General features: G+C 37.0%; 23 protein-coding genes and 2 other annotated features. Of the genes, 6 read left to right on the forward strand and 17 right to left on the reverse strand.

The annotated features are described in order from the left end of the window. Nucleotides 1-4 precede the first annotated feature (4 nt). Together comGB and comGA are read right to left on the reverse strand one after the other, a co-directional pair. Nucleotides 5-1078 carry a competence type IV pilus assembly protein ComGB gene (gene comGB, locus ACEVFT_RS24350; protein WP_393951538.1) on the reverse strand — a complete coding sequence of 358 codons (1074 nt, stop codon included), beginning with the start codon at nucleotides 1076-1078 and terminating at the stop codon, nucleotides 5-7. Continuing rightward, nucleotides 1053-2072 (reverse strand): competence type IV pilus ATPase ComGA, encoded by a 1020-nt coding sequence (comGA, locus tag ACEVFT_RS24355; protein WP_393951539.1) that lies wholly within the window; start codon nucleotides 2070-2072, stop codon nucleotides 1053-1055. The genes comGB and comGA overlap by 26 nt, the downstream gene beginning before the upstream one ends. Before the next feature lie 327 nt (nucleotides 2073-2399). Here comGA and ACEVFT_RS24360 point away from each other — a divergent pair, with 327 nt between their 5' ends. Continuing rightward, the gene (locus ACEVFT_RS24360) at nucleotides 2400-3110 is read left to right on the forward strand and encodes a helix-turn-helix transcriptional regulator (RefSeq protein ID WP_342440965.1); all 711 of its coding nucleotides are present in this window, start codon (nucleotides 2400-2402) and stop codon (nucleotides 3108-3110) included. A 117-nt stretch (nucleotides 3111-3227) separates the two neighbouring features. After that, entirely contained in the window at nucleotides 3228-3470 is a 243-nt protein-coding gene (locus ACEVFT_RS24365) for a DUF2626 family protein (protein ID WP_004231035.1), read from the forward strand. An 84-nt stretch (nucleotides 3471-3554) separates the two neighbouring features. Here ACEVFT_RS24365 and ACEVFT_RS24370 read toward each other — a convergent pair whose 3' ends face one another. Continuing rightward, nucleotides 3555-4199, reverse strand: coding sequence for an MBL fold metallo-hydrolase (locus ACEVFT_RS24370; protein WP_393951540.1), 645 nt, complete (start codon nucleotides 4197-4199; stop codon nucleotides 3555-3557). A 169-nt stretch (nucleotides 4200-4368) separates the two neighbouring features. Between ACEVFT_RS24370 and ACEVFT_RS24375 the strand changes: the two genes are divergently transcribed. After that, nucleotides 4369-4548, forward strand: coding sequence for a DUF2759 domain-containing protein (locus ACEVFT_RS24375; RefSeq protein ID WP_205444344.1), 180 nt, complete (start codon nucleotides 4369-4371; stop codon nucleotides 4546-4548). Nucleotides 4549-4604: 56 nt separating this feature from the next. Here the strand turns inward: ACEVFT_RS24375 and tyrS are convergent, their stop codons facing one another. The 5 genes from tyrS to rpmG form a co-directional block, all read right to left on the reverse strand. Next, entirely contained in the window at nucleotides 4605-5819 is a 1215-nt protein-coding gene (tyrS, locus tag ACEVFT_RS24380) for a tyrosine--tRNA ligase (protein ID WP_393951541.1), read from the reverse strand. Between the two features lie 142 nt (nucleotides 5820-5961). Next, nucleotides 5962-6202 (reverse strand) — a binding site (T-box leader). 299 nt (nucleotides 6203-6501) lie between these two features. After that, the gene (locus tag ACEVFT_RS24385; RefSeq protein ID WP_205444348.1) at nucleotides 6502-8397 is read right to left on the reverse strand and encodes an LTA synthase family protein; all 1896 of its coding nucleotides are present in this window, start codon (nucleotides 8395-8397) and stop codon (nucleotides 6502-6504) included. Between the two features lie 281 nt (nucleotides 8398-8678). Continuing rightward, a complete protein-coding gene (locus ACEVFT_RS24390; RefSeq protein ID WP_004231021.1) occupies nucleotides 8679-8888 on the reverse strand; it encodes a YqgQ family protein in 210 nt (69 codons plus the stop codon). After that, a complete protein-coding gene (locus ACEVFT_RS24395) occupies nucleotides 8881-9474 on the reverse strand; it encodes a 5-formyltetrahydrofolate cyclo-ligase (RefSeq protein WP_342440968.1) in 594 nt (197 codons plus the stop codon). The genes ACEVFT_RS24390 and ACEVFT_RS24395 overlap by 8 nt, the downstream gene beginning before the upstream one ends. Nucleotides 9475-9587: 113 nt before the next feature. Then, nucleotides 9588-9737 carry a 50S ribosomal protein L33 gene (gene rpmG / locus ACEVFT_RS24400; RefSeq protein WP_008408521.1) on the reverse strand — a complete coding sequence of 50 codons (150 nt, stop codon included), beginning with the start codon at nucleotides 9735-9737 and terminating at the stop codon, nucleotides 9588-9590. A gap of 180 nt (nucleotides 9738-9917) precedes the next feature. Between rpmG and ACEVFT_RS24405 the strand changes: the two genes are divergently transcribed. Both ACEVFT_RS24405 and ACEVFT_RS24410 read left to right on the forward strand, forming a co-directional pair. Next, complete coding sequence (locus ACEVFT_RS24405) at nucleotides 9918-10340, forward strand: hypothetical protein (protein ID WP_393951542.1); 423 nt, start codon at nucleotides 9918-9920, stop codon at nucleotides 10338-10340. A gap of 3 nt (nucleotides 10341-10343) precedes the next feature. Continuing rightward, on the forward strand, nucleotides 10344-10823 hold the full coding sequence (locus ACEVFT_RS24410; RefSeq protein WP_393951543.1) for a hypothetical protein: 480 nt from the start codon (nucleotides 10344-10346) through the stop codon (nucleotides 10821-10823). 44 nt (nucleotides 10824-10867) lie between these two features. On the opposite strand, the gene ACEVFT_RS24415 is transcribed toward ACEVFT_RS24410, so the two are convergent. The 9 genes from ACEVFT_RS24415 to ACEVFT_RS24455 form a co-directional block, all read right to left on the reverse strand. Beyond that, the gene (locus ACEVFT_RS24415; protein WP_205444355.1) at nucleotides 10868-11440 is read right to left on the reverse strand and encodes an anthranilate synthase component II; all 573 of its coding nucleotides are present in this window, start codon (nucleotides 11438-11440) and stop codon (nucleotides 10868-10870) included. Then, nucleotides 11437-12822 (reverse strand): anthranilate synthase component I, encoded by a 1386-nt coding sequence (gene trpE / locus ACEVFT_RS24420; protein ID WP_393951544.1) that lies wholly within the window; start codon nucleotides 12820-12822, stop codon nucleotides 11437-11439. Before trpE ends, ACEVFT_RS24415 begins: the two co-directional genes overlap by 4 nt. Nucleotides 12823-12958: 136 nt before the next feature. Next, nucleotides 12959-13170, reverse strand: a binding site (T-box leader). Between the two features lie 39 nt (nucleotides 13171-13209). Further along, nucleotides 13210-14280: a mechanosensitive ion channel family protein gene (locus ACEVFT_RS24425; RefSeq protein WP_342440970.1), complete on the reverse strand. Its 1071-nt coding sequence runs from the start codon at nucleotides 14278-14280 to the stop codon at nucleotides 13210-13212. Nucleotides 14281-14356: 76 nt separating this feature from the next. Further along, nucleotides 14357-15229 (reverse strand): vWA domain-containing protein, encoded by an 873-nt coding sequence (locus ACEVFT_RS24430; protein ID WP_342532963.1) that lies wholly within the window; start codon nucleotides 15227-15229, stop codon nucleotides 14357-14359. Nucleotides 15230-15403: 174 nt separating this feature from the next. Next, nucleotides 15404-16063 (reverse strand): phosphate signaling complex protein PhoU, encoded by a 660-nt coding sequence (phoU, locus tag ACEVFT_RS24435; protein ID WP_205444364.1) that lies wholly within the window; start codon nucleotides 16061-16063, stop codon nucleotides 15404-15406. A 14-nt stretch (nucleotides 16064-16077) separates the two neighbouring features. Next, entirely contained in the window at nucleotides 16078-16848 is a 771-nt protein-coding gene (gene pstB / locus ACEVFT_RS24440; RefSeq protein ID WP_342534790.1) for a phosphate ABC transporter ATP-binding protein PstB, read from the reverse strand. Between the two features lie 75 nt (nucleotides 16849-16923). Continuing rightward, the gene (gene pstA, locus ACEVFT_RS24445; RefSeq protein ID WP_205444368.1) at nucleotides 16924-17802 is read right to left on the reverse strand and encodes a phosphate ABC transporter permease PstA; all 879 of its coding nucleotides are present in this window, start codon (nucleotides 17800-17802) and stop codon (nucleotides 16924-16926) included. 1 nt (nucleotide 17803) lies between these two features. Beyond that, nucleotides 17804-18751 (reverse strand): phosphate ABC transporter permease subunit PstC, encoded by a 948-nt coding sequence (gene pstC, locus ACEVFT_RS24450; protein ID WP_205444369.1) that lies wholly within the window; start codon nucleotides 18749-18751, stop codon nucleotides 17804-17806. A 64-nt stretch (nucleotides 18752-18815) separates the two neighbouring features. Next, on the reverse strand, nucleotides 18816-19790 hold the full coding sequence (locus tag ACEVFT_RS24455; RefSeq protein WP_205444371.1) for a PstS family phosphate ABC transporter substrate-binding protein: 975 nt from the start codon (nucleotides 19788-19790) through the stop codon (nucleotides 18816-18818). Between the two features lie 244 nt (nucleotides 19791-20034). Here ACEVFT_RS24455 and ACEVFT_RS24460 point away from each other — a divergent pair, with 244 nt between their 5' ends. After that, complete coding sequence (locus ACEVFT_RS24460) at nucleotides 20035-20226, forward strand: hypothetical protein (protein WP_205444373.1); 192 nt, start codon at nucleotides 20035-20037, stop codon at nucleotides 20224-20226. The last annotated feature ends 180 nt before the right edge of the window (nucleotides 20227-20406 follow it).

A 20406-nucleotide genomic window follows, 5' to 3' on the forward strand; every position in this document is an offset into this window, starting at 1 on the left:
CCTCCTAAACTAATTCAATCATGTGATAGATGGGTAATAATAAACTGATATAAGCTGCTACTATACAAACAGCAATCAGGATAAAGAAACTAGGCTGCACAAAAGCTAATATTTTTTGCAAAAGCTGTTCCTGCTTTTCCATTAATAATTCGCTATATAATACTAATTCTTTTCCTAAATAACCGCTGTGCTCACCATGCTCAACGAACATTGGAAAATCTTTTTGAAAAACTGCCATCATCGTTACCGCCTGTGTCAGTGATTCCCCAAAGATGACTCTTTCTTTTATACGCTGTGAAAGAATTTGGAGATATGGTTGGAGTTGTTGTTCTTCTAATAGCTGAAGGCTTGCTTGTAATGAAAATCCACTTTGTAGTAAACTGCCCAAATAAGCAGCAAATTGTCTTGTCAATGTTAGCCTAAAATAGCGTTGCATAATGGGGATCTTTAATAAAATTGTTAGTTGATGAGCAACAGCTTGTCGTTTGAGATAGAATCGAAAAATGAATAAGCTGCCTATTACTATGAACATGGTCGAGATGACTATATCTGGAACATGTAATAACATATTGGACAATGCAATACTGGTCTCCTCTGCTTCAGAGGTACGACTGACGACCATTCTTTCAATATTCGGTAAAAAAAATGTACGAAACACAAAAAATAACAATAGTAAAAAGATAATCAGTGTGACAGGATAGATCAGCAGCTTGATTAGCTTTTTCTTAGTCTTTTCACCTACCGTTAACTGCTTCGCCACACCTTTAAACGCCTCTATCATATGGCCATTATTTTCTGCCACCTTAATCGCCATTAAATAATGTTTCCCCAGTTGTAATGTTTCAAGTATCCCTGCAACACCTACTCCTTGTCTGAGTCTTTCATCAATTTGCTGCTGTATGTCTTCATGTGCCTCGATATGATGAGGTAGAAGCATGGAAATAGCTTGTGGAAATAAATATCCTTCCTGCATCAATACACATAATCGATTGAAAAACTGAGCTTGCTCCTTTACCCGCCATTTCGTAGCCCTATTGTAAAAAAGAAGCAATTTATCGATGTATGTTTGTAACTGCATAAAGGCTCTCCGCTAATTCTTTTTGCCCCATTAATGTTAAGTCATAAGGAAGTTTGTAATTGCCCTTATCCTTGATGGCAGTGATGGCTCTTGTTAGATGATCATCATGTAAAATTTCATAGACTGCACGACGTTCATCATGTAAAGCTGCCGTCTGAACAAGCATTTGCGCAACAATACCGATAACCGTTTGGCGAAGCTCCTCTATCGACACGCCTAAATCCATTAAACGATAAAGACAATTAATGGCGTCTTTTGCATGAATAGTCGAGACAACTAAATGCCCTGTTAGGGAGGCTTGGATTGCAATATTTGCCGTTTCTTTATCCCGAATTTCACCAATCATGATGACATCAGGTGAATGGCGTAAAATGGCTTTTAGTCCTGCAGCATATGTAACACCCGCTCGCTCGTTTACTTGAATTTGAAGTAAATTCGCTTGGCTGTTTTCTACAGGATCTTCTAAAGAAATCACATGTCGATTCAATTCTGTGGAACAGTAGTGGATTAAGGAATAGAGTGAAGTAGACTTGCCAGAGCCTGTTGCTCCCGTAAAAAATAGAAGACCTTGTCGGTTTTGTACCAGCTCCATGAGTTTGTGAGCTGCGCTTTTGGAAAAGCTTAGGGAAGTTAGTGGAAATGCATGATTTTGGAGAAGTAAACGAATAATTAAGCTTTCTTTTAAAAATACAGAAGGCAGTGTGGATACTCGAAACGAATACGAACTTTGCTCCATTGCTTTTTGAAAGGCGCCGCTTTGAGGTTTACGCCGCTCACTGATGTCTAATTCTGCAAGAAATTTATAATAAGAGATCATTCTTTCTGCAAGTTCATTCGGTAGCTCACCAGCGTGGAGAAGTTTATCATATTTTCGAAAATAGATCCGATATTTTATGTTTCCTGGAACCAGCAATAAATCGGATGCTCCAAAATGATAGGCCTTTAGTAAAAGTTGCTCACATCTTTGTTCGACAACTGTTTCAAAACTCTGCATATATGCACCTCTCTTTTAGTTCATTCGAATAAGACCGCTCTATTCGTTATTTCCTAGTATAAGGAGGAACTTGCCACGAGAAAAGCCCTTTTCCGAAAATAAAAATTTGCAAGATAATTTTCTGCCAATAATGTTTTTTGCTATAAAAATGTGGATAAAGTGCAATTTTCCACTAAAAAAGAATATAAATACATGAAAAACTTAATATTTATGCCGAAATGAACTGTATCTTTTTCAATAATACAATATAATAGTATCAACATGATTATTTTCCTAACACTTGGTAGACGAACATAATTTTTATAATAAATTAAAGAGGTGAAGCTCATGATCCATCCATTAAAAATTACTAGTACACTAGCCGATGAAACAAGATACTCTATTTATGAGTACATATTGCAAGAGAAAAAAACAGTTACTGTACAACATATTGCTGATAAATTCGGTATCCATCCTAACGTTGCTCGACTTCATTTAACGAAGCTTTCAGAAATAAACATTATTACTGCTGATTATGTAAAAACAGGTAAAGGTGGCAGACCTGGACGTGTTTATAAAGCTTCAGAGAAAGGCGTTTCACTTACATTTCCAAGACGTGATGAAGATCGTTTATTAAAATGGACAATTCAATTAATTGAAGACTTTGGTCCATCTGCATTAACAAAGTGCCAGGAAATTAGCTACCAAGACGGCTACCAGCAAATGAAAAATTATATGAATGCTGAATTGACATTAAGTAATTCTCTTTCCTTCGATGAAAAACTTCAGCTATTAACGGACAATGCCGCTTTAATTGGCTATATTCCACAAATTCAACAAACTGAGCATGGAAAAAAAGTGATCTTCTCCATTTTCAATTGTCCATTCCAGGAGCAACTGACTGCCCATTCTGAAATTGTTTGTTCATTACATGAATCCTATTTAAAAGGACAATTAGATGCACTGTTTACGAACAATGAATTTGTGCAAATTGAAAGTATGATACATAATTGCGATTTATGTAAATATGAAATAAACGTGACAGAAATCGATCGCTAGATTAAAAATCCATTTGTTTGTCACAAACACGGAGAAGTTCCAGTTTACAGACACCTTTCATATCATTTATAATGAGTAAGAGATTATTGTGTCGTGGGCAAAAGGAGGGGAAATTTCATGGATAATATGTATAAAGTTATGGCATTCTGGACAGGTATTTTTGCCGTTATGTTCTACCTTGGAGGTATGAACGAGGTATCGCTATTATTCTTAGGTAATACAGGTTTATTCTTATTATTAGGCTTCTTAAACCTTTCAGAACGTATGTACATGTACATTTTCGGAGCATATTTAACTGTATTCTTCGCTGGCTTCACGTACTATACAACATTCATTCACGTACCTGGTGGCGGTCATTAATACAAAGAAAATCGCGTATCTCACGATTGGTGAGATACGCTTTTTTATGTGCTAAGTGATAATTTTAGCTAATTCGCCATTTTTTTAAAATCCATTTAAAAAAGGATTTGTCTCCATTTCTGCACCTACAGTTGTATAATTACCGTGGCCAGGATAGATAATAGTATCCTCAGGTAATGACAACAGCTTATTATGGATAGATTCCAATAATATTTTGGTTGATCCACCTAATAGATCTGTACGTCCTACACCTTGTTCAAATAATGTATCTCCTACGATGGCAAAACCATCCTGTTCAAAGATATAGGAAATACTACCAGGCGAATGCCCTGGTGTAAAAACAGCTTGAAAAACAAAATTACTCACTTCAAATTGCTGTTCTTTTTTGATGATTGTGTCTTGTGCTGGTGCAGCTACCCTATAATCTGGTAATGCAGCATATTTACTAGAGCCATTCTTCGTTGGATCGGAAAGCCAACTAACTTCCTTTTCATGAATCCATACAGGAACGTCAAATACCTCACGCACAGCATCCACTGCCCCTATATGATCAAAATGGGCATGTGTTAAAAAGATAGCAAGAGGTTTTAAGCCGTTGCTACGGATTGTTTTAATTAGACGCTCCGCTTCCTCACCTGGATCAAATACGATACATTCTTTTTCTTTATTCGATACGATATAGCAATTCGTTTGGATGGGACCAAGAGAATAACTTCGTACGTTCATCATAGTTATCACCTCAACTTCCTATTATACAGGCTTTGCCACAATTTGACGATAAATGTTCATAGTTTGCAGTATTTTAGTCCTCGACAAAAACAAGTAGAACGTTTACAATTAAGGAGGAATATTGTTTGCGACATTCATTTTCTGATGTCGAAAGGAGTGTCTATTTTTAATGAACTTATTAATGGTTATTTTTGGTCTAGTAGCGATTTTAGCTGTAGTTGGTACATTCCAAGCAATTAAAGAAAAGAACCTATTAAGCGTTGTTTTCAACTTATTAAGTGCTGCTGTATTCGGATGGTTCGTCATCATGACGATTGTTAACAGCGGTTACCCACCAAAATTACACTAAAATTCAGACAAAAAAAGAGCAGTCTCCTCGGAGATTGCTCTTTTTTTTGTTTATCATTACTTATTAAATTGAAGGAATCGTTTCTTGCCAATTTGTAGGACATCACCATTCATCAATACTTGTGATAGATCATCCATTGCTATTTTTTCTCCATTCAAGGATACACCATTTTGCTTGATTAACCGCAAAAACTCACTCTTACTCTGAATAAAGCCCATTGCCACTAGTTGTGGCATAATATCCACGATTCTTTCCTTATCAATTTCTAAGAGCAGTATAGGAATGTTTTTTGGTATTTCCTTTCTTTGAAATGCTGCTTCAAAATAAGATTTTGCTTCCTCCATTGCTGTAGCTCCATGGTATAAATTCGTAATAATTTCTGCTAATTGAAATTTCAGATCACAGGGATTCTCTCCCATTTGTAGTCTATCTTGAATAGCCTGCACTTGTAGTGGATGTTCATCTGTTGCTAATTCAAAATATTTGATAATTAAAGTATCTGGTATTTCCATCACCTTTTTAAACATAATCTCAGGTGCTTCATTGACACCAATATAATTGCCTAAGCTTTTACTCATTTTTTCAATGCCATCTAATCCCTCGAGTAACGGCATAAAAATAGCAATTTGTTTTTCTAATCCCCGATGCTTTTGTAAGGTGCGTCCCATTAGAATATTGAACGTCTGATCTGTTCCACCTAACTCTATATCAGCCTCTAGCTCTACCGAATCATATGCTTGCATAAGTGGGTAGAAAAACTCATGAATGCCAATTGGGATTTGCTGATGGTAACGTTTCTGAAAATCTTCGCGCTCTAAAAGTCGAGCAACAGATGTCGTGGCTGCCAGCTGAATGACTTCTTCAAATGACAGCTTTGCTAACCATTCACTATTAAAACGAACCGTTGTCTTGTTCTCATCTAGCACTTTAAAAATTTGCTCACAATATGTTTGGGCGTTTTTCTTCACTGTATCATCATTTAAGGCTGTTCGCCCCTTTGCTTTACCTGTAGGATCGCCAATTCGTCCTGTAAAATCACCGATAACAATAACTGCATGATGCCCTAAATCTTGCATTTGCTTGATTTTCCGTAGAACGACTGCATGACCTAAATGAATATCTGGTGCAGATGGATCGAGCCCTAGCTTAATTGTTAAAGGTCGCTGATTTTTATACGATCGCTCTAATTTTTCAAGTAAATCCTGCTCATCAACAATTTTGTTAGCACCCTTCTTGATAATCGCTATTTGCTCCTTTGGTGTTAAAAACATACGAAACATCTCCTTGTAATATTAAATATTAATATTGCAAGTTCTATAAGAGTTAATGGATTACCGACTGTTGTAAAGGCTTTAATAACTTTTGTACACGTTTCTGCTTAGAAGGCATAAAAAAAACGCCTTTAGGAAATTCCTAAAGGACGTAGATAAACGTGTTACCACCTTTTTTCAAGAGCTATTCACATAGCCCTCCTCAACAAGTACAGCCGTAGCGATACTTTTGCAATGATTACGGATGCAACCCCGTCGTAGCCTACTAAAGTTTCGGTACGCAGCTCCAAGATGTATTCACTTTAATATCCCTTGTGCCTCTCAACAACCGGCTACTCTCTGTCAGTTCCATTAAAGTTACTCGTTCTTTTCCATGCCTTTCACTCTTATACTCCGAAATGCGAAAAACAAATCTTCGTTATGCAGATATTTAAAATTATTATAATCGTATTTTTCTATTTGTCAATAAAAAGAGAGGTCCAATAAAGTGTTTTCACTTTACATAGCAATGTAAAACAAAGGAAATCTTTAAATTTTATGAAAGGTGTTTTCTTTAGCATAAGATTCACAAATTATATGAATGGTTGTCGTGACTAATTCCTTCTCCATATTTAAAATAGAAGCCAATGGTCTTTTTAAAACAATATAAAAAGAGAGATCCCTATACGAGATCTCTCTTTGATTATTTAACTGACTCCTGCTTTAAATTACCTGTTTTTTCATCATAGAATCGTAGCAAGTCTCCATTGATGATAGCATCGGAATTTTCCAGCTCCATTGTTGCACGATCAGCATAAGACTGACATGGCTCACCCTCTATTTCTTCACCAGTTGCTTTGTCATAGCAAGCTTCACCAGCATAGACGTATTTATCTGTAATAAAGCGTCCATCACGGAAGACTACAAAGTCCTCATGCTCTGGAGAGAATAAATCTGCACCCATTTGCATATCTTTTGACGTTTCAACGCCAAGAAGGTGTAAGATCGTTGGACGTAAATCCATTTGTCCTGAAATCTCTGTCATTTCTTTTCCATCGCCAGCTCCTGGGATGTGGATGAATAAAGGTACTTCTTGAAGCATGGCATTATCCATTGGTGTAATTTGATCTTTACCTAAATATTGTGCCATTGCTTTATTATGGTTCTCAGAAATACCATAGTGATCCCCATACATCACGATAATAGAGTTATCATAGACACCTTGATCTTTTAACTGTTGGAAGAAGTCTTTTAAAGCTTCATCCATGTATCGTACTGTTTGGAAGTAACGATTTAATGTACCTGAATTTGAATCATATTCAGGAATCATAATATCTTCTGGGTCCAATGTAAATGGATAATGGTTCGTTAATGTAATAAGTCTAGAGTAGAATGGCTGTGGCATATCTTTCATTAAAGCAGCTGATTGCTCTAAGAATGGAACATCTTTCATCCCCCAGTTTACAGCTTGCCCCTCTTCCACAGTATATGAATCTATATCGTAGAATTTATTAATTTTTAACGATTGATACATCATGTCACGGTTCCAGAATGATTTATTATTAGGGTGCATGACATTTGTAAAGTATCCATTTTCTCCAAGGCGTTCAGCCATTGAATTATACGTATTTCCACCATGCGTGAAGAATACAGCACCTCGACCTAATCCAAACAATGAGTTTTCAACAATAAACTCAGAGTCAGATGTTTTTCCTAGACCTGTCTGATGATAGAAGTTGCTGAAATAATACGTATCTTTATCTTTTGTTAAAGAGTTTAAGAATGGCGTGATTTCATGACCATTCATGTCATTATTGATGACAAAGTTTTGTAAAGACTCCATCGACACAACAATTAAGTTACGACCTTTATATTTCCCAAACATCTCTGGATTCACAGCAGCCTGATTAGAGCGTATATAGTTATTCACTTCTACTAGCTCACTACCATCGGCTAACGCACGTTGCGCAGATGATTTAGATTGAATATAAATGTCATACAAGTGGTAATTGTACGTACCAATGTTTTTTACTAATAATTCGCGGTCAAAACTACGTGTTAGTAATTGCGGACGCTCAGTTTCTGCTAATCCTAGGTTTAAGAATGTCATTGCTATCGCTAGCACAAAGAATGCACGACGGAACTCAACATTCACTTTAAATACTTCTTTCATTTTCGGTAAAAATTTATTCGCTAAGATTAAAATAACGACATCAACGAAATATAATACATCCCAAGGCTCCACTATCGCTGCTACTGATGTTCCTAAGTCACTAAAGTTACTTGTTTGGAATAATACTGGTAGCGTAATAAAATCATTGTAGAATCGATAGAACGCTACATTTCCGTATAAGACTATGGACAAAATAACACTGACCGTAATCAAATAACGATTTCTAGCTTTTGCTGATTTAAAGAATAGTGATAAACCATACGTAAATAGCAAGAAGCTTAGTGGATTAATAAATAAAATAAATTGTTGCATTGCATTTTCAAGTTTCATTTCAAAGCTTGTGTGGTAAACAATGACCGTTTTGATCCAAGTTGCTATAATTGCTAGTATCATAAATGAATGTTTAGGCCACTTTATTGATTTCATTCCTAACATCCTCCCTACTTCCTTACAAAAAAAATAATAATTTTTTACATTTTGTTACTGAAACAAAATATATCTTAATCCTTTTTTAACAGATAATCAACACATATCTTATGGAAAATTTTTTCTCCTCGCTCTTTCTATGCACTAGATATCTATATATACGTTTTGCAATGTAAAAAGTTTCGTAAAAACATAAAAACAGCGGAAACCCACTGTTTTTAAGAATATTACATACATGTTACATTAATTTTACAATACCCAATTACATTATATTTCAAACATTACTTTTTATGCTCTTCCATACGAAGTCTTGTTGTTTCTTGTCGAATTAGTAGCAAGGCCATTTGATAATCTTTTATGTCTAGTACATTTGCTTTATAGAGTTCACGTATTTCATCCTCCATTAACATCAAATCGCCAATTGGATCACGTGTATAAATATAAGTACCATATGTTTTCAAGAGTTCATAAATATCTAACATTTTATCCATTTTCGTTCGCTCCTCGTTGTGCAAGACAGTCAATACGTTTTGTGGGTGTCACAATGATATCTACTGGGCAATCATGTGCTTCGGTAGGAACGCAATCAATGATTTGTTCATCAAAGAGCAGCGACATCAGCTTACCCTTATTATAGTTTAATACATAGCGGTCATAATAACCACCGCCATAGCCGATTCGATAGCCATATCGATCAAAAACAACGCCTGGTACTACAATGATATCCATCTCATTTGCGTCAACAAACTCACATCTTGCTGGAATGGGCTCACGCAAATGCATATATACAGTTTCAAGCTGAGCAAATGATTCAATGGCGTAAAATGACATTTCTCTTGTTTTTGGGTGGCATTTAGGAACTGCGACCTTTTTACCTAGTGCCCATAACTCCTCAATCAAAAGAATCGTGTCGACTTCTGGCTTATTTGAAATGGTCATGCCAATTGTATTTGCTTCTATTATATATGGTTCCTGTAGCACCTTTTTTAAAACAGCTAATGATTGACGCTGATAGTCTGCATCCGTCATAGTGGCAAGGGCTTGGCGTACCGTGTTTCGTAAAGTTGTTTTATCCATCTAGGCTACCTCCTCTATCGTAAAACTTCATATCCTCTTGGAGTCGTTACATCGAAATGATGTCATAAAATGTAGAAAGCCAAAACCACTTGTGGTTTTGGCTTAATGAGCGATTACTTAGTTTCACGGTGAAGAGTGTATTTCTTCTCGCGAGAGCAATATTTTTTAAGTTCAAGACGCTCTGGATTGTTACGCTTGTTCTTTTTAGAAATGTAGTTACGTTCGCCGCAATCTGTGCAAGCTAAAGTAATGTTTACGCGCATCATTAACCCTCCCACTCTATATCAAGAATTTAAATTTGAGCATGATTTATACGACTAACCTATTATAACATAAACTGAAAAAAAATCTACCTTCATTTCATATTAAGTTTGCATATGGTAAAATATCTTATAATTACATACTACATTGAGGTGAAACTATTGGATTTATCCATCGTATTAATGAGTATCGGGATTTTTCTGATCATCGTTTCGTTCTTTTTCAAAAATAGCTCGAAAAAAATCGAACAAGATGTCGAAGAATTATCTATCTCCATCTTCCAAGAAACAAATAATTTAAAACGTCGCCTAAAAATTGTTGAGGAAGAACTTTTATTAGAGCCTGAGTTCCAAGTGAAATCAAAATCAAGTATACACCCAAAAGGACAAAATCCTAAAGTACAACAAGTCATGCAAGCCGTTCAACAGGCAGCCCAGGCTTCAAAAGTTGGACAAACAACAGCACAAGCAAAACCCATTCATCAAATTATCGTTAGTCAGGTACTGGAATTAAATAAACAGGGTCTTTCGGTAGCAGATATCAGTATTCGCTCAAATTTAACAGAAGAGCAAGTTCGGCAAGTGATTGCAAACGGGGGGCGTTGATTGATGAATAAGTCTGCCATCCGTGCATTTGGCATGGCCATTTTTCTTATTGGGGCATTGCTCGCACTCGCAAGCCGCTTCGATGTAAATATTGTTCCTACCAAGGAATTTTCCAATCATCAACAGGTAGAGGAACTGCAAAATAAATTAAATAAGGCCAATCAAGAAAACGCTTCGTTAAAGGAACAATTAAAGCAAGTAAATACGACTGAAAAAACTTCTACTACAGATTCATCTGAACAAGCTGTTGAACAAACAGATACGGAAGTGACATCGATGTCACTGCAAATCTATAGTGGCATCACACCATATAGTGTGGCACAAAAGCTTGAAGATGGTGGTATTATTACCAATAGTGTTGAAATGGAGTTACTACTCGCTAATCCTAAATATGCTAGAAGCTTACAAATCGGCTCCTATGAGGTCCATTCTTCCATGACTTTAGAAGAAATAGCTAATTTAATTACTGGCAAGAAACAATAACTTTAAAAGCTGTCGCCCATTCATATTAGGCGACAGCTTTTTTATTACGCTATACTTTCTAGGAAGGCTTTCATCATCATACTGCCTTCTTTTGTGCCGATTGATTCGGGATGAAACTGCAGCCCATAAAGAGGATATTCTTTATGTTGAATGGCCATAATCTCTCCATCATCACCCGATGTTGCGAGTATGTTAAAATCCTTGTGTAATGTTTGTTCTTCAATAATAAGCGAATGATAACGCATGACTTCAATGTCTCCATCTAATTGGGCAAATAATCCTGTTTTCTCGTATTGTAGCGGGGACAGCTTTCCATGCATAATGTTTTTGGCCTGCACAATTTTTGCCCCAAAAGCCTGCCCTATGGATTGGTGTCCAAGACAAATACCCAAAATAGGGAATTTTTGATAGAGTTCTTTGATGACCTCTATCGTTATACCTGCTTCATTTGGCGTTCCTGGTCCTGGTGATAAAATTATGGCTTCTGGCGACAATTTTTGAATTTCTTCTATAGTAATGGCATCGTTTCGCAAGACCTTGACGCTTTTCCCAAGCATACTGATTTGTTGAAACAGATTATAGGTAAAAGAATCGTAATTATCAATTAATAAAATCATTTTTTTACCTCCAATAGCGCACGGGCTTTATTCAGCGTTTCCTCATATTCTGACAATGGAATAGAATCGTAAACAATACCTGCTCCTGCCTGTACATGGGCCTTTTGATCCTTAATGAGCATTGTGCGAATCGCGAGGGCCAAGTCCATGTCACCTGTTGTCGAAATATAGCCTACTGCTCCTGCATAGACCCCTCGCTTTACTGGTTCTAATTCATTAATCAATTGCATGGCACGAATCTTAGGTGCTCCTGACACTGTACCAGCAGGTAAACAAGCACGAAGTACATCCAGTACATGGAGGTCATCTCGTAATTCGGCTATAACCTCAGACACCATATGCATCACATATTTATAGCGCTCAATACTCATGTATTTGGTTAGTTTGACAGAACCGACTTTGGCAATACGTCCAAGATCATTGCGACCTAAATCCACTAACATACGGTGCTCCGCTATTTCCTTGCTATCTTCTAATAGCGCATTTGCGATGGCTTCGTCCTGTTCTATTGTCGCGCCACGCGGCTTTGTACCTGCTATTGGATTGGTTGTCACCTTTCTATTTTTTACCTTTACAAGACTTTCAGGGGAGGTTCCTAAAATGACATAGGCTCCATAATCCATATAGAACATATAGGGTGACGGGTTAGATGTGCGCAATTGACGATAGAGCGAGAATGGCGAACCCGTAAACGGCGCAGAAAAACGTTGTGATAACACAATTTGGAAAATATCGCCTCTCAAAATATGCTCCTTAGCACGTTCCACCAAAGTAACAAATCGCTCCTTTGAAATCATTGGCTTAAACTGTAGCTCATCCACTTTTAATGCCTCAAAGGTTGAGCCTGCACAAAGCTGTTGCTCCATCGTCGCTACAGCTGCCTCCATCTCCTCTAATGAACGCCCCTCGTGAAACAGATCAATCGAAGCTAATGTAATTTCCTGCGTTACATGATCAAAAACAATAAATGTATCATAGAAAAAAACATGCACATCAGGCATAGCTAAATCATCCTGTAAATAGTCTCCGATTTTTTCTGTGTAGAACGCTGTTTCATAGCCAAAGAAACCTATGGCTCCTCCAAAGAAAGCGAAAGGATAGTTTTCTTCATGAAAGGGTATTACTTCTTTTAATTGATCGAGCACATTGCCACTGACCTTGTCATTTTCCATTCCTTTTGAAAAGACGAATTCTTCGTTGTTTCCTTTTAGTTCAGCCACTGGATTGATGGCGATAAAGGAGTATCGCCCACTCTCCTCATGTTTTGCTGAAGATTCGAACAACATTTTATGCTGCCCTCTAAGTGATTGATACACAGAGATCGGGGTCATCATATCCCCCTGTAATACTTTCATAGCATACTTTCTAAGCTCAACTGTCATACTCTTCTCTCCTTCTCTAAGCTCTGCTCTTCTACACCTCATATATCCTTGGCATCATTGATCTGCCAAATGCTTTCTCTTCATTCAGCTAAATCATTTGCTGTATAAAGATAAATATAAAAAGGCCTTTCCATCACAAAAGGACGGAAAAGCCGTGGTGCCACCTTCATTGGTCTCCTAATTAAGAAGACCCTCTTTAAGCCTTATAACGTAGGCATCCGCTAATCCGTACTATTTTCAGGATTAGAGCTCCGAAGTCCATTCACCAAACATTTGTACTAGTTTCCACCAACCACTAGCTCTCTATAACAAATTGTACTAGCTACTATTCTTCATCAAAGCTGATTTCTTGGTAATATTGTAAAGCAATCTATCTTACAATTCAATTTATTTTTTATTTCGTAGACTTTCATCTTCATGAGGGCTAACCAACGTAATCGATAACTCCTCCACTATTTGACGAATGGCAAATAAAATATCCTGTCGCACTTCCAGCATAACAGCGGTATCATTTGTAGCAACAAAGAAACGGACAAGGACACGATAGGAATCGTGATGAAATTCATCTATAAATACATGAATCATGTCTTTCTCTGTTTTTGCATGTAAATAAATTTCCTTATGAATGGCCGTTAAAGCGCTGCGTATACCGTCCTCGTCATTATCGGAAGCGACATATAAAAATTGCTCACATTTCCGTTTTTCTCTTCTAGATAAATTATAAAGTGGTCGATTAACTAAATAGGAGTTCGGCACATACACAAGTCCTTTGTCTCCTGTTTGAATTAAGGTACTTCTTAAATTGATATCCTCAATCGTTCCTTCAATTTTTTGATCCTCTGTCGCAATCCAATCCCCTATTTGGAATGGATTATCTAATGCTACGGACATGCCACCAAATACATGCGCTAATGTATCACGAATACCAAAGGCAATCGCCACGCCCGTTAAACCAATTCCTGTTAAGAAGCCATTGAGATTAAAATCCCAAAAGGAAGCAATCGTAAACATAGCAAAAATCATGATGAGTACTTTACCGATTCGTAGGAAAAACGGTAATAAGACATTCTGATCCTCTTCGCTCGTTAATTCGAATGGTTGTTTCGTATAAAAATTCAATACATCATAAACCCCTTTAAAAGCAAAAAACACCATAATAGACAATACAAAATTCTTTGTTGATGGATGCGTAAATAAAGGAACCTTTATTAAATAAGATAAGCTTAGCACAATGACCGTCGTCATAAAGGCATAGCCAATTGCTTTACTAAATTGCGCCAGTACATTTGCTTGGAAGTTGCGCTGACGATCCTTTAAAAATATCACTGCTCGATGAATAATTTTTTTGATGATGAAACGTTGAATAAGCCACCCAACTAAACAAATAATGACGGCAATTAAACCATCTATCCAAGTTGGGACTGTAAATTTAGGTAACAACCAATGTAATGAATCCATGTATTTCTCCTTTATAACTACCTATGTATCGCCAGCAAAAAGGAGCTGACCTTCAGTAATGGTTAGCCCCTTTTTGTTATTGTATGGCATCATCTGCAAAAAAAGCCTTACTAGCAAACCAAAATTGCTGTTTATTAAAATTATGTTCATGCATGGCAATCACTGAAAATTCAGCATGATATTTTTGCTTCATTTCCTCTAGCATGATTTTCGCTTGCTTGCCAACGAGATGTTGCCCATCAATAGGTGTTCCTTCTGTAAAAATAATCACATCTGCTTCTGTGCCTAGTTGATTTTCCTGTAGTAATGCTTTCACAAACTGTAAAACAGGAAAAATGGCAGCCTCTCCCTTTGCCTTATATTCGATAAAACTCTTAAAATCAGCTAAATTTAAATGACCATTTTCAAAGCGGTAGTGGACATGAATCTGACGATCATACGGAACAATATATAAATCACGGCCTTCCCGATGTGCATTCATAAATAATGCTAAAATCATACTTTTACAAATCTCAGAGTAAGCTGCCATCCCTGTCGTTTGTTCTAAACATATAATCATCGGACCAGAGTCTTGTTGATAGTCATGAAAGGGCACATAGTAAATATTTCCGCTTTTCGTTGTCTGCTGCTTGAGCTTTTGACGTCTTAGCTCTAACCATTTTCGTTCATAATACTGGCGTTGCTCTTTGCCGTTTGCTAAGCGTTCAGCTTTCTCAATAGCAGGGATATTTTCTCGGATTTCATGCATGATATCTGTCAATTCTAGTGCAAATGCTGCCATATTTCGTAATGGCTCACTCTTGAAAAAATAATCGATAAAATAATGTTGTTCTCCTTCACTTAACTCCTCTATATGTAGGTTTTCGTAGAGAAAACGTAAATAGTCAAGTTGTTCGATTGTCATCTGCTGGTCAAATTGCTTGATGAGGGATTCAATTGCATCTTTCACTTAGCAGCACCTCCTAAGCACCACATTTTTTGGATAATGTCTATAGTATAACCAAAAAAAAATTTTGACAATACAAAAACGCTCGCTATAAAGACGCTACAGAAAAAACAATGTTGCTACTTCAGGAATTTTTTTTGCAAAAGAAAAGAAGAGCTAAAAAGCAGCTCTTCTCTCTTAATTATTTAATTCATAATGTTTGCCTTTTACTAAGTAAAATAGATGTTCTGCAATATTTGTTGCATGATCAGCAGAACGTTCTAAATAGCGGCAAATAAATGTGAGGTGTGTAATCTGCGAAATATGGGATGGGTTTTCTACCCCTGCACGAAGTAAAAGTGTAATCGTTGCCCCGTATAAATCGTCCACATAATCATCTAATTCAGCGATTTCTTTAGCGCGTACCGTATCTTCCTCGGTAAAGGCCTTCATGATGCTCTCTAGCATTTCTACTGTTTTATTACACATAGTTTGTAGATTCGTTATCGGGAATATCATTGGTTCTTTGCCAATTCGAATCGCTTCTTTAGCAATATTGACCGCATAGTCGCCTACTCTTTCCATATCCGATGCTGCTTTTACAAGAACCATGAGACGGCGTAAATCTGTTGCTACTGGTTGTTGCTTGGCAATCATTAGTATTACATGGTCATTAATTTCTTCTTCAAGGCGATTAATAATTAAATCGTCTTCCAAAATTTTTAATGCCTTTTCTAAATCCTGCTCTACTAATGCTTCAAAAGCTGTTTTTAATGCAAAGATACTGCTGTTGGCAATTGCAAGAAATTGTCCCTGTACCTCTTTTAACTCTTGTTCAAAACGTTCACGTACGATCATCCAATTGCTCCTCCTTAGCCGAAACGTCCCGAAATATAGTCTTCTGTCCGTTGATCTGCTGGTGTTTGGAAAATAACATCCGTTTTATCGTATTCGACAACCTCTCCACTTAGGAAGAATGCTGTACGATCAGAAATACGTGCTGCTTGCTGCATATTATGTGTCACGATAACAATGGAATAATCTTTTTTCAATTCTTGTACAAGCTCTTCCACTTTCAATGTAGAGATAGGGTCTAAAGCAGATGTTGGCTCATCCATTAGAATGACATCAGGTTCAATCGCCAAGCAACGCGCAATACAAATACGTTGTTGCTGACCACCTGATAATCCGTAGGCATTTTGATTTAAACGATCTTTTACCTCATCCCAGATGGCTGCCCCTCTTAGTGATTTCTCCACAATTTCATCTAGAATTTTTTTATTTTTAATGCCATGGATTCTTGGTCCATAGGCAATGTTATCATAAATAGATTTTGGGAACGGGTTTGGCTTTTGGAACACCATTCCTACACGTGTTCTTAATTCCTCTACCGTATAGTTTTTATCTAAAATATTACGCTCACGATATAAAATTTCCCCTGATGTACGAACGATTGGTACAAGTTCAACCATTCTATTTAATGTTTTTAGATACGTAGATTTACCACAACCAGATGGCCCAATAATAGCCGTTACTTCATTTTCATAGATGCTTAAATTAACATCTTTTAAGCCATGGTGATCACCATACCATAAGTTTAAATTTCGTGTATCGTAGACAATGTTTTTCGCCACATCTGTCATAGACTTAGTTGTTGCTTGATTCAATTTGACAATTGTTTTTTCCTCTTTTAAATCTAGTACCATAAGGTCACCTCATTAATAACGTTTTTGGAATTTATTTCGAATATAGATGGCAATAGAATTCATCAACAACAGCACCGTCATCAGCACTAAAATACCTGCTGCCGCTACATACTGAAAGGCTTCTTGTGGTCGTTTTGCCCAGTCATAGATTTGCATCGGTAATGCTGTAAATTGACTCAATAAACCATTCGGTAAAAACTGCAGGATAACTGGAATCCCAATAACAACTAGTGGAGCTGTTTCTCCTATGGCACGAGACAAGGCTAAAATACTTCCTGTTAAAATACCTGGGATGGCGGCTGGTAATACAACACGCAAAATCGTTTGCCATTTCGTTGCTCCCATACCATAGGAAGCCTCACGTTGTTCATTTGGCACTGCACGAATGGCCTCTTGAGCCGCTACAATGATAACAGGTAAAATTAACAAACTCATTGTAAAGCCCGCAGCTAAAATACTTTTTCCTAAACCCATCATACGTACGAAAATAGTTAATCCAAGTAATCCAAAAACAATGGAAGGAACACCTGCTAGATTGGATATATTCATGCGAATAAAATCATTGATTCTATTTTTCTTGGCATACTCCTCTAAATAAATCGCAGTACCCACACCTAAAATAATCGATACTGGCGCTACAACTGCCATTAACCAAAGCGAACCGATCAAGGCAGCTTTGATACCTGCCTTATCCGCAAATCGTGATGCAAAATTCATCAAGAAATCGATGTTTAAGTAATCGATACCCTGTGTCACAATGCGGTACAGTAAAACAGCTAAAGTTACAAGTGCAAACGTAGTAGCTAAGAAAAATAGGGTTTTCCAAACTTTATTTGCTGTAATACGCTTTGTCATTCGTTTCATGACGACCGTGTCATCCATATAGCGCATGCTAGTAAACCTCCCTGAAGCGTTTCGAAATATAGTGAGCAAGTAAATTCATTACTAGTGTAAAGATAAATAGTGTGAATCCTACTGAATAAATAGAGTAATAAATGGTTGTACCATAACCCGCATCACCCGTTGAAACCTGTACAATGTATGCAGTCATTGTTTGAATAGAGTCTGTCACATTGAGATCAAATTTCGGTGTCGATCCACCTGCAAGCGATACAATCATTGTTTCACCTATTGCCCGGGAAATAGCTAACACAACGGAAGCCACAATCCCAGAAAGTGCAGCGGGTAGTACTACTTTGATTGCTACCTCAAATTTCGTCGCACCTAGGGCTAAAGCCCCTTCACGCATACTATTTGGTACAGATGACATGGCATCTTCTGAAAGAGATGTAATCATTGGTAAAATCATAATTCCTACAACAATACCAGGACTTAATGCATTAAATAGTTTGAGTCCAGGTACAATTTCTTGTAGGATTGGTGTGACAAATGTTAAAGCGAAGAAGCCATAAACAATTGTTGGCACACCTGCTAATACCTCTAAAATAGGTTTCACTGTACGTCTTGTTTTCTCACTTGCATATTCACTTAAATAGATAGCTGAAGCAATTCCAAATGGTACAGCTACTACAACTGCAATAAGTGTCACTTTTAATGTACCAGCGATTAATGGCAAAATCCCAAATAACGGTTCATTACCTGAAAATGGTAACCATTTTGTACCGAAAAGGAAATCCGTAATCGACACACGTTTAAAGAATTCAAACGTTTCAAAAATAAGGGTGAAAACAATGCCAAATGTTGTTAAAATCGAAATAATTGCTGCAGAAAATAATAGAGCTGGCATGGCTTTTTCCACTATTTTCTTTGTTTTTTGATTGCGCGAATTTGCAATTAATTGCTGCACAGATGATGTCTTATCTTCCTTTTGAGAAACCATTGGGAGCTCCTTTCAAATAAGTGAGGGAAAGAGCATACATCTCTTTCCCTCTATGCATGTCTTCTTATTTTAAGCCTTCTAAAGTTTTTAAGCCTTCAGTATATTTTTCTTCAGGTAAACGAACATAGCCAACTGCTTCAGCCATATCGCCTGCGTTTTCAAGTGTAAATTTAATGAAGTCGTAGGCTGCTTCATTGTCCTTCATAGCACTATTTTTTACGTATGTGAATAGTGGGCGTGAAAGTGGTGTATATTCGCCACCTTCAATTGTTTCATTAGTTGGCTCTACTCCATTTACTTTTACAATGTTTAATTTATCTTTATTTTCAAGGTAGTAAGCATAACCGAAGAAACCGATAGCGTTTTTATCACCAGCCACACCTTGCACTAGCATATTATCATCCTCTGATAATGTTGCTGAGCTTACTAGATCCGCCCCATCTAAAATGACTTCATCGAAGTAATCATATGTGCCTGAATCCGTACCTGGTGAATAGTAAATGATTTTTTCATCTGGCCAAGATGGATCAATATCAGACCATTTTTTCTCTTTTCCATCTTCAACCCAAATTTTTTGTAATTGTTCTACAGTTAAATCCTTCGCCCAATCATTTTCCGGATTCACCACTACTGATAAACCGTCATATGCTAAAGCTAGCTCTGTAAAATCAATGCCCGCTTCTTCTAATTTCGTTTTCTCTTCATCTTTTATATTACGAGATGCATTTGAAAAGTCTGTTTCACCTGCGATGAATTTTTCAAAACCACCACCAGTACCAGAAACCCCCACTGATACTTTGACATCTGGTTGTGTACCTGCATACTCTTCAACAACTGCCTCAATGATTGGTGCTACTGTTGATGAGCCATCTCCAGCTACAGACCCTTGTAGCTTTTCATCAGCAGCTTCTTGTCCTGAGCTTGCTGGTGCGTTCGTTTCTGCATTGTTTCCATTTTGTGCAGAATCGCTACCACATGCACCTAGCATTAATGCAGAACCCATTACTGCTGTCATCGTTAAGTACTTCCACTTTTTCATCTCATTTGCCTCCGTCATGAACTGTTTTATAGTTATTTGTCTTACAATCTTTACTATAATGACTGATTGTTGAAGTCGTATAAACGGTTCGTAAAAGAGATGTAAAGGAATGTAATGCTTTGTAAACGATTGTAAAGATGCATTTACAATCGAAGAAACTTGCTTCCCATTGGAAAGGTGCTATAATAAGCAATTGTGTCAGGAAATATAATATTTTAATGATAAGGAGAGTTTGACCTTTGTCATGAAACATGCAAAAGTACAAAATGCTGATTATTTTAAAACATATTTATCATTAGTAATGGAACATCGGGACTTCACACTTCAAGAGGCGATTGATTTTATGGTAGCTTCTTATTTCTATCACAATATAGAACTTTATGGAGTAAAGCCAAGAGAGCAATTTGAATTAGCCATTCAGCACTTATCTGCGTAAAGGTACTAAATATCATAAAGGGGCGTTTTGCTATGCAAACGCCCTTTTCATGTTGTTGAAAAACATACATAGACTTTTTGTGAAAGGTGAAAAATGGATTTCTGTGGGCGAGCGTCGAACGGCTTTCTCCGCTACCGCTCCGTGCAGGGGCTCGCCTGACTCACTTCCCTCAGGAGTCAA

This window comes from Lysinibacillus sp. PWR01 (assembly GCF_043359455.1).
GTDB lineage: Bacteria > Bacillota > Bacilli > Bacillales_A > Planococcaceae > Lysinibacillus > Lysinibacillus fusiformis_F.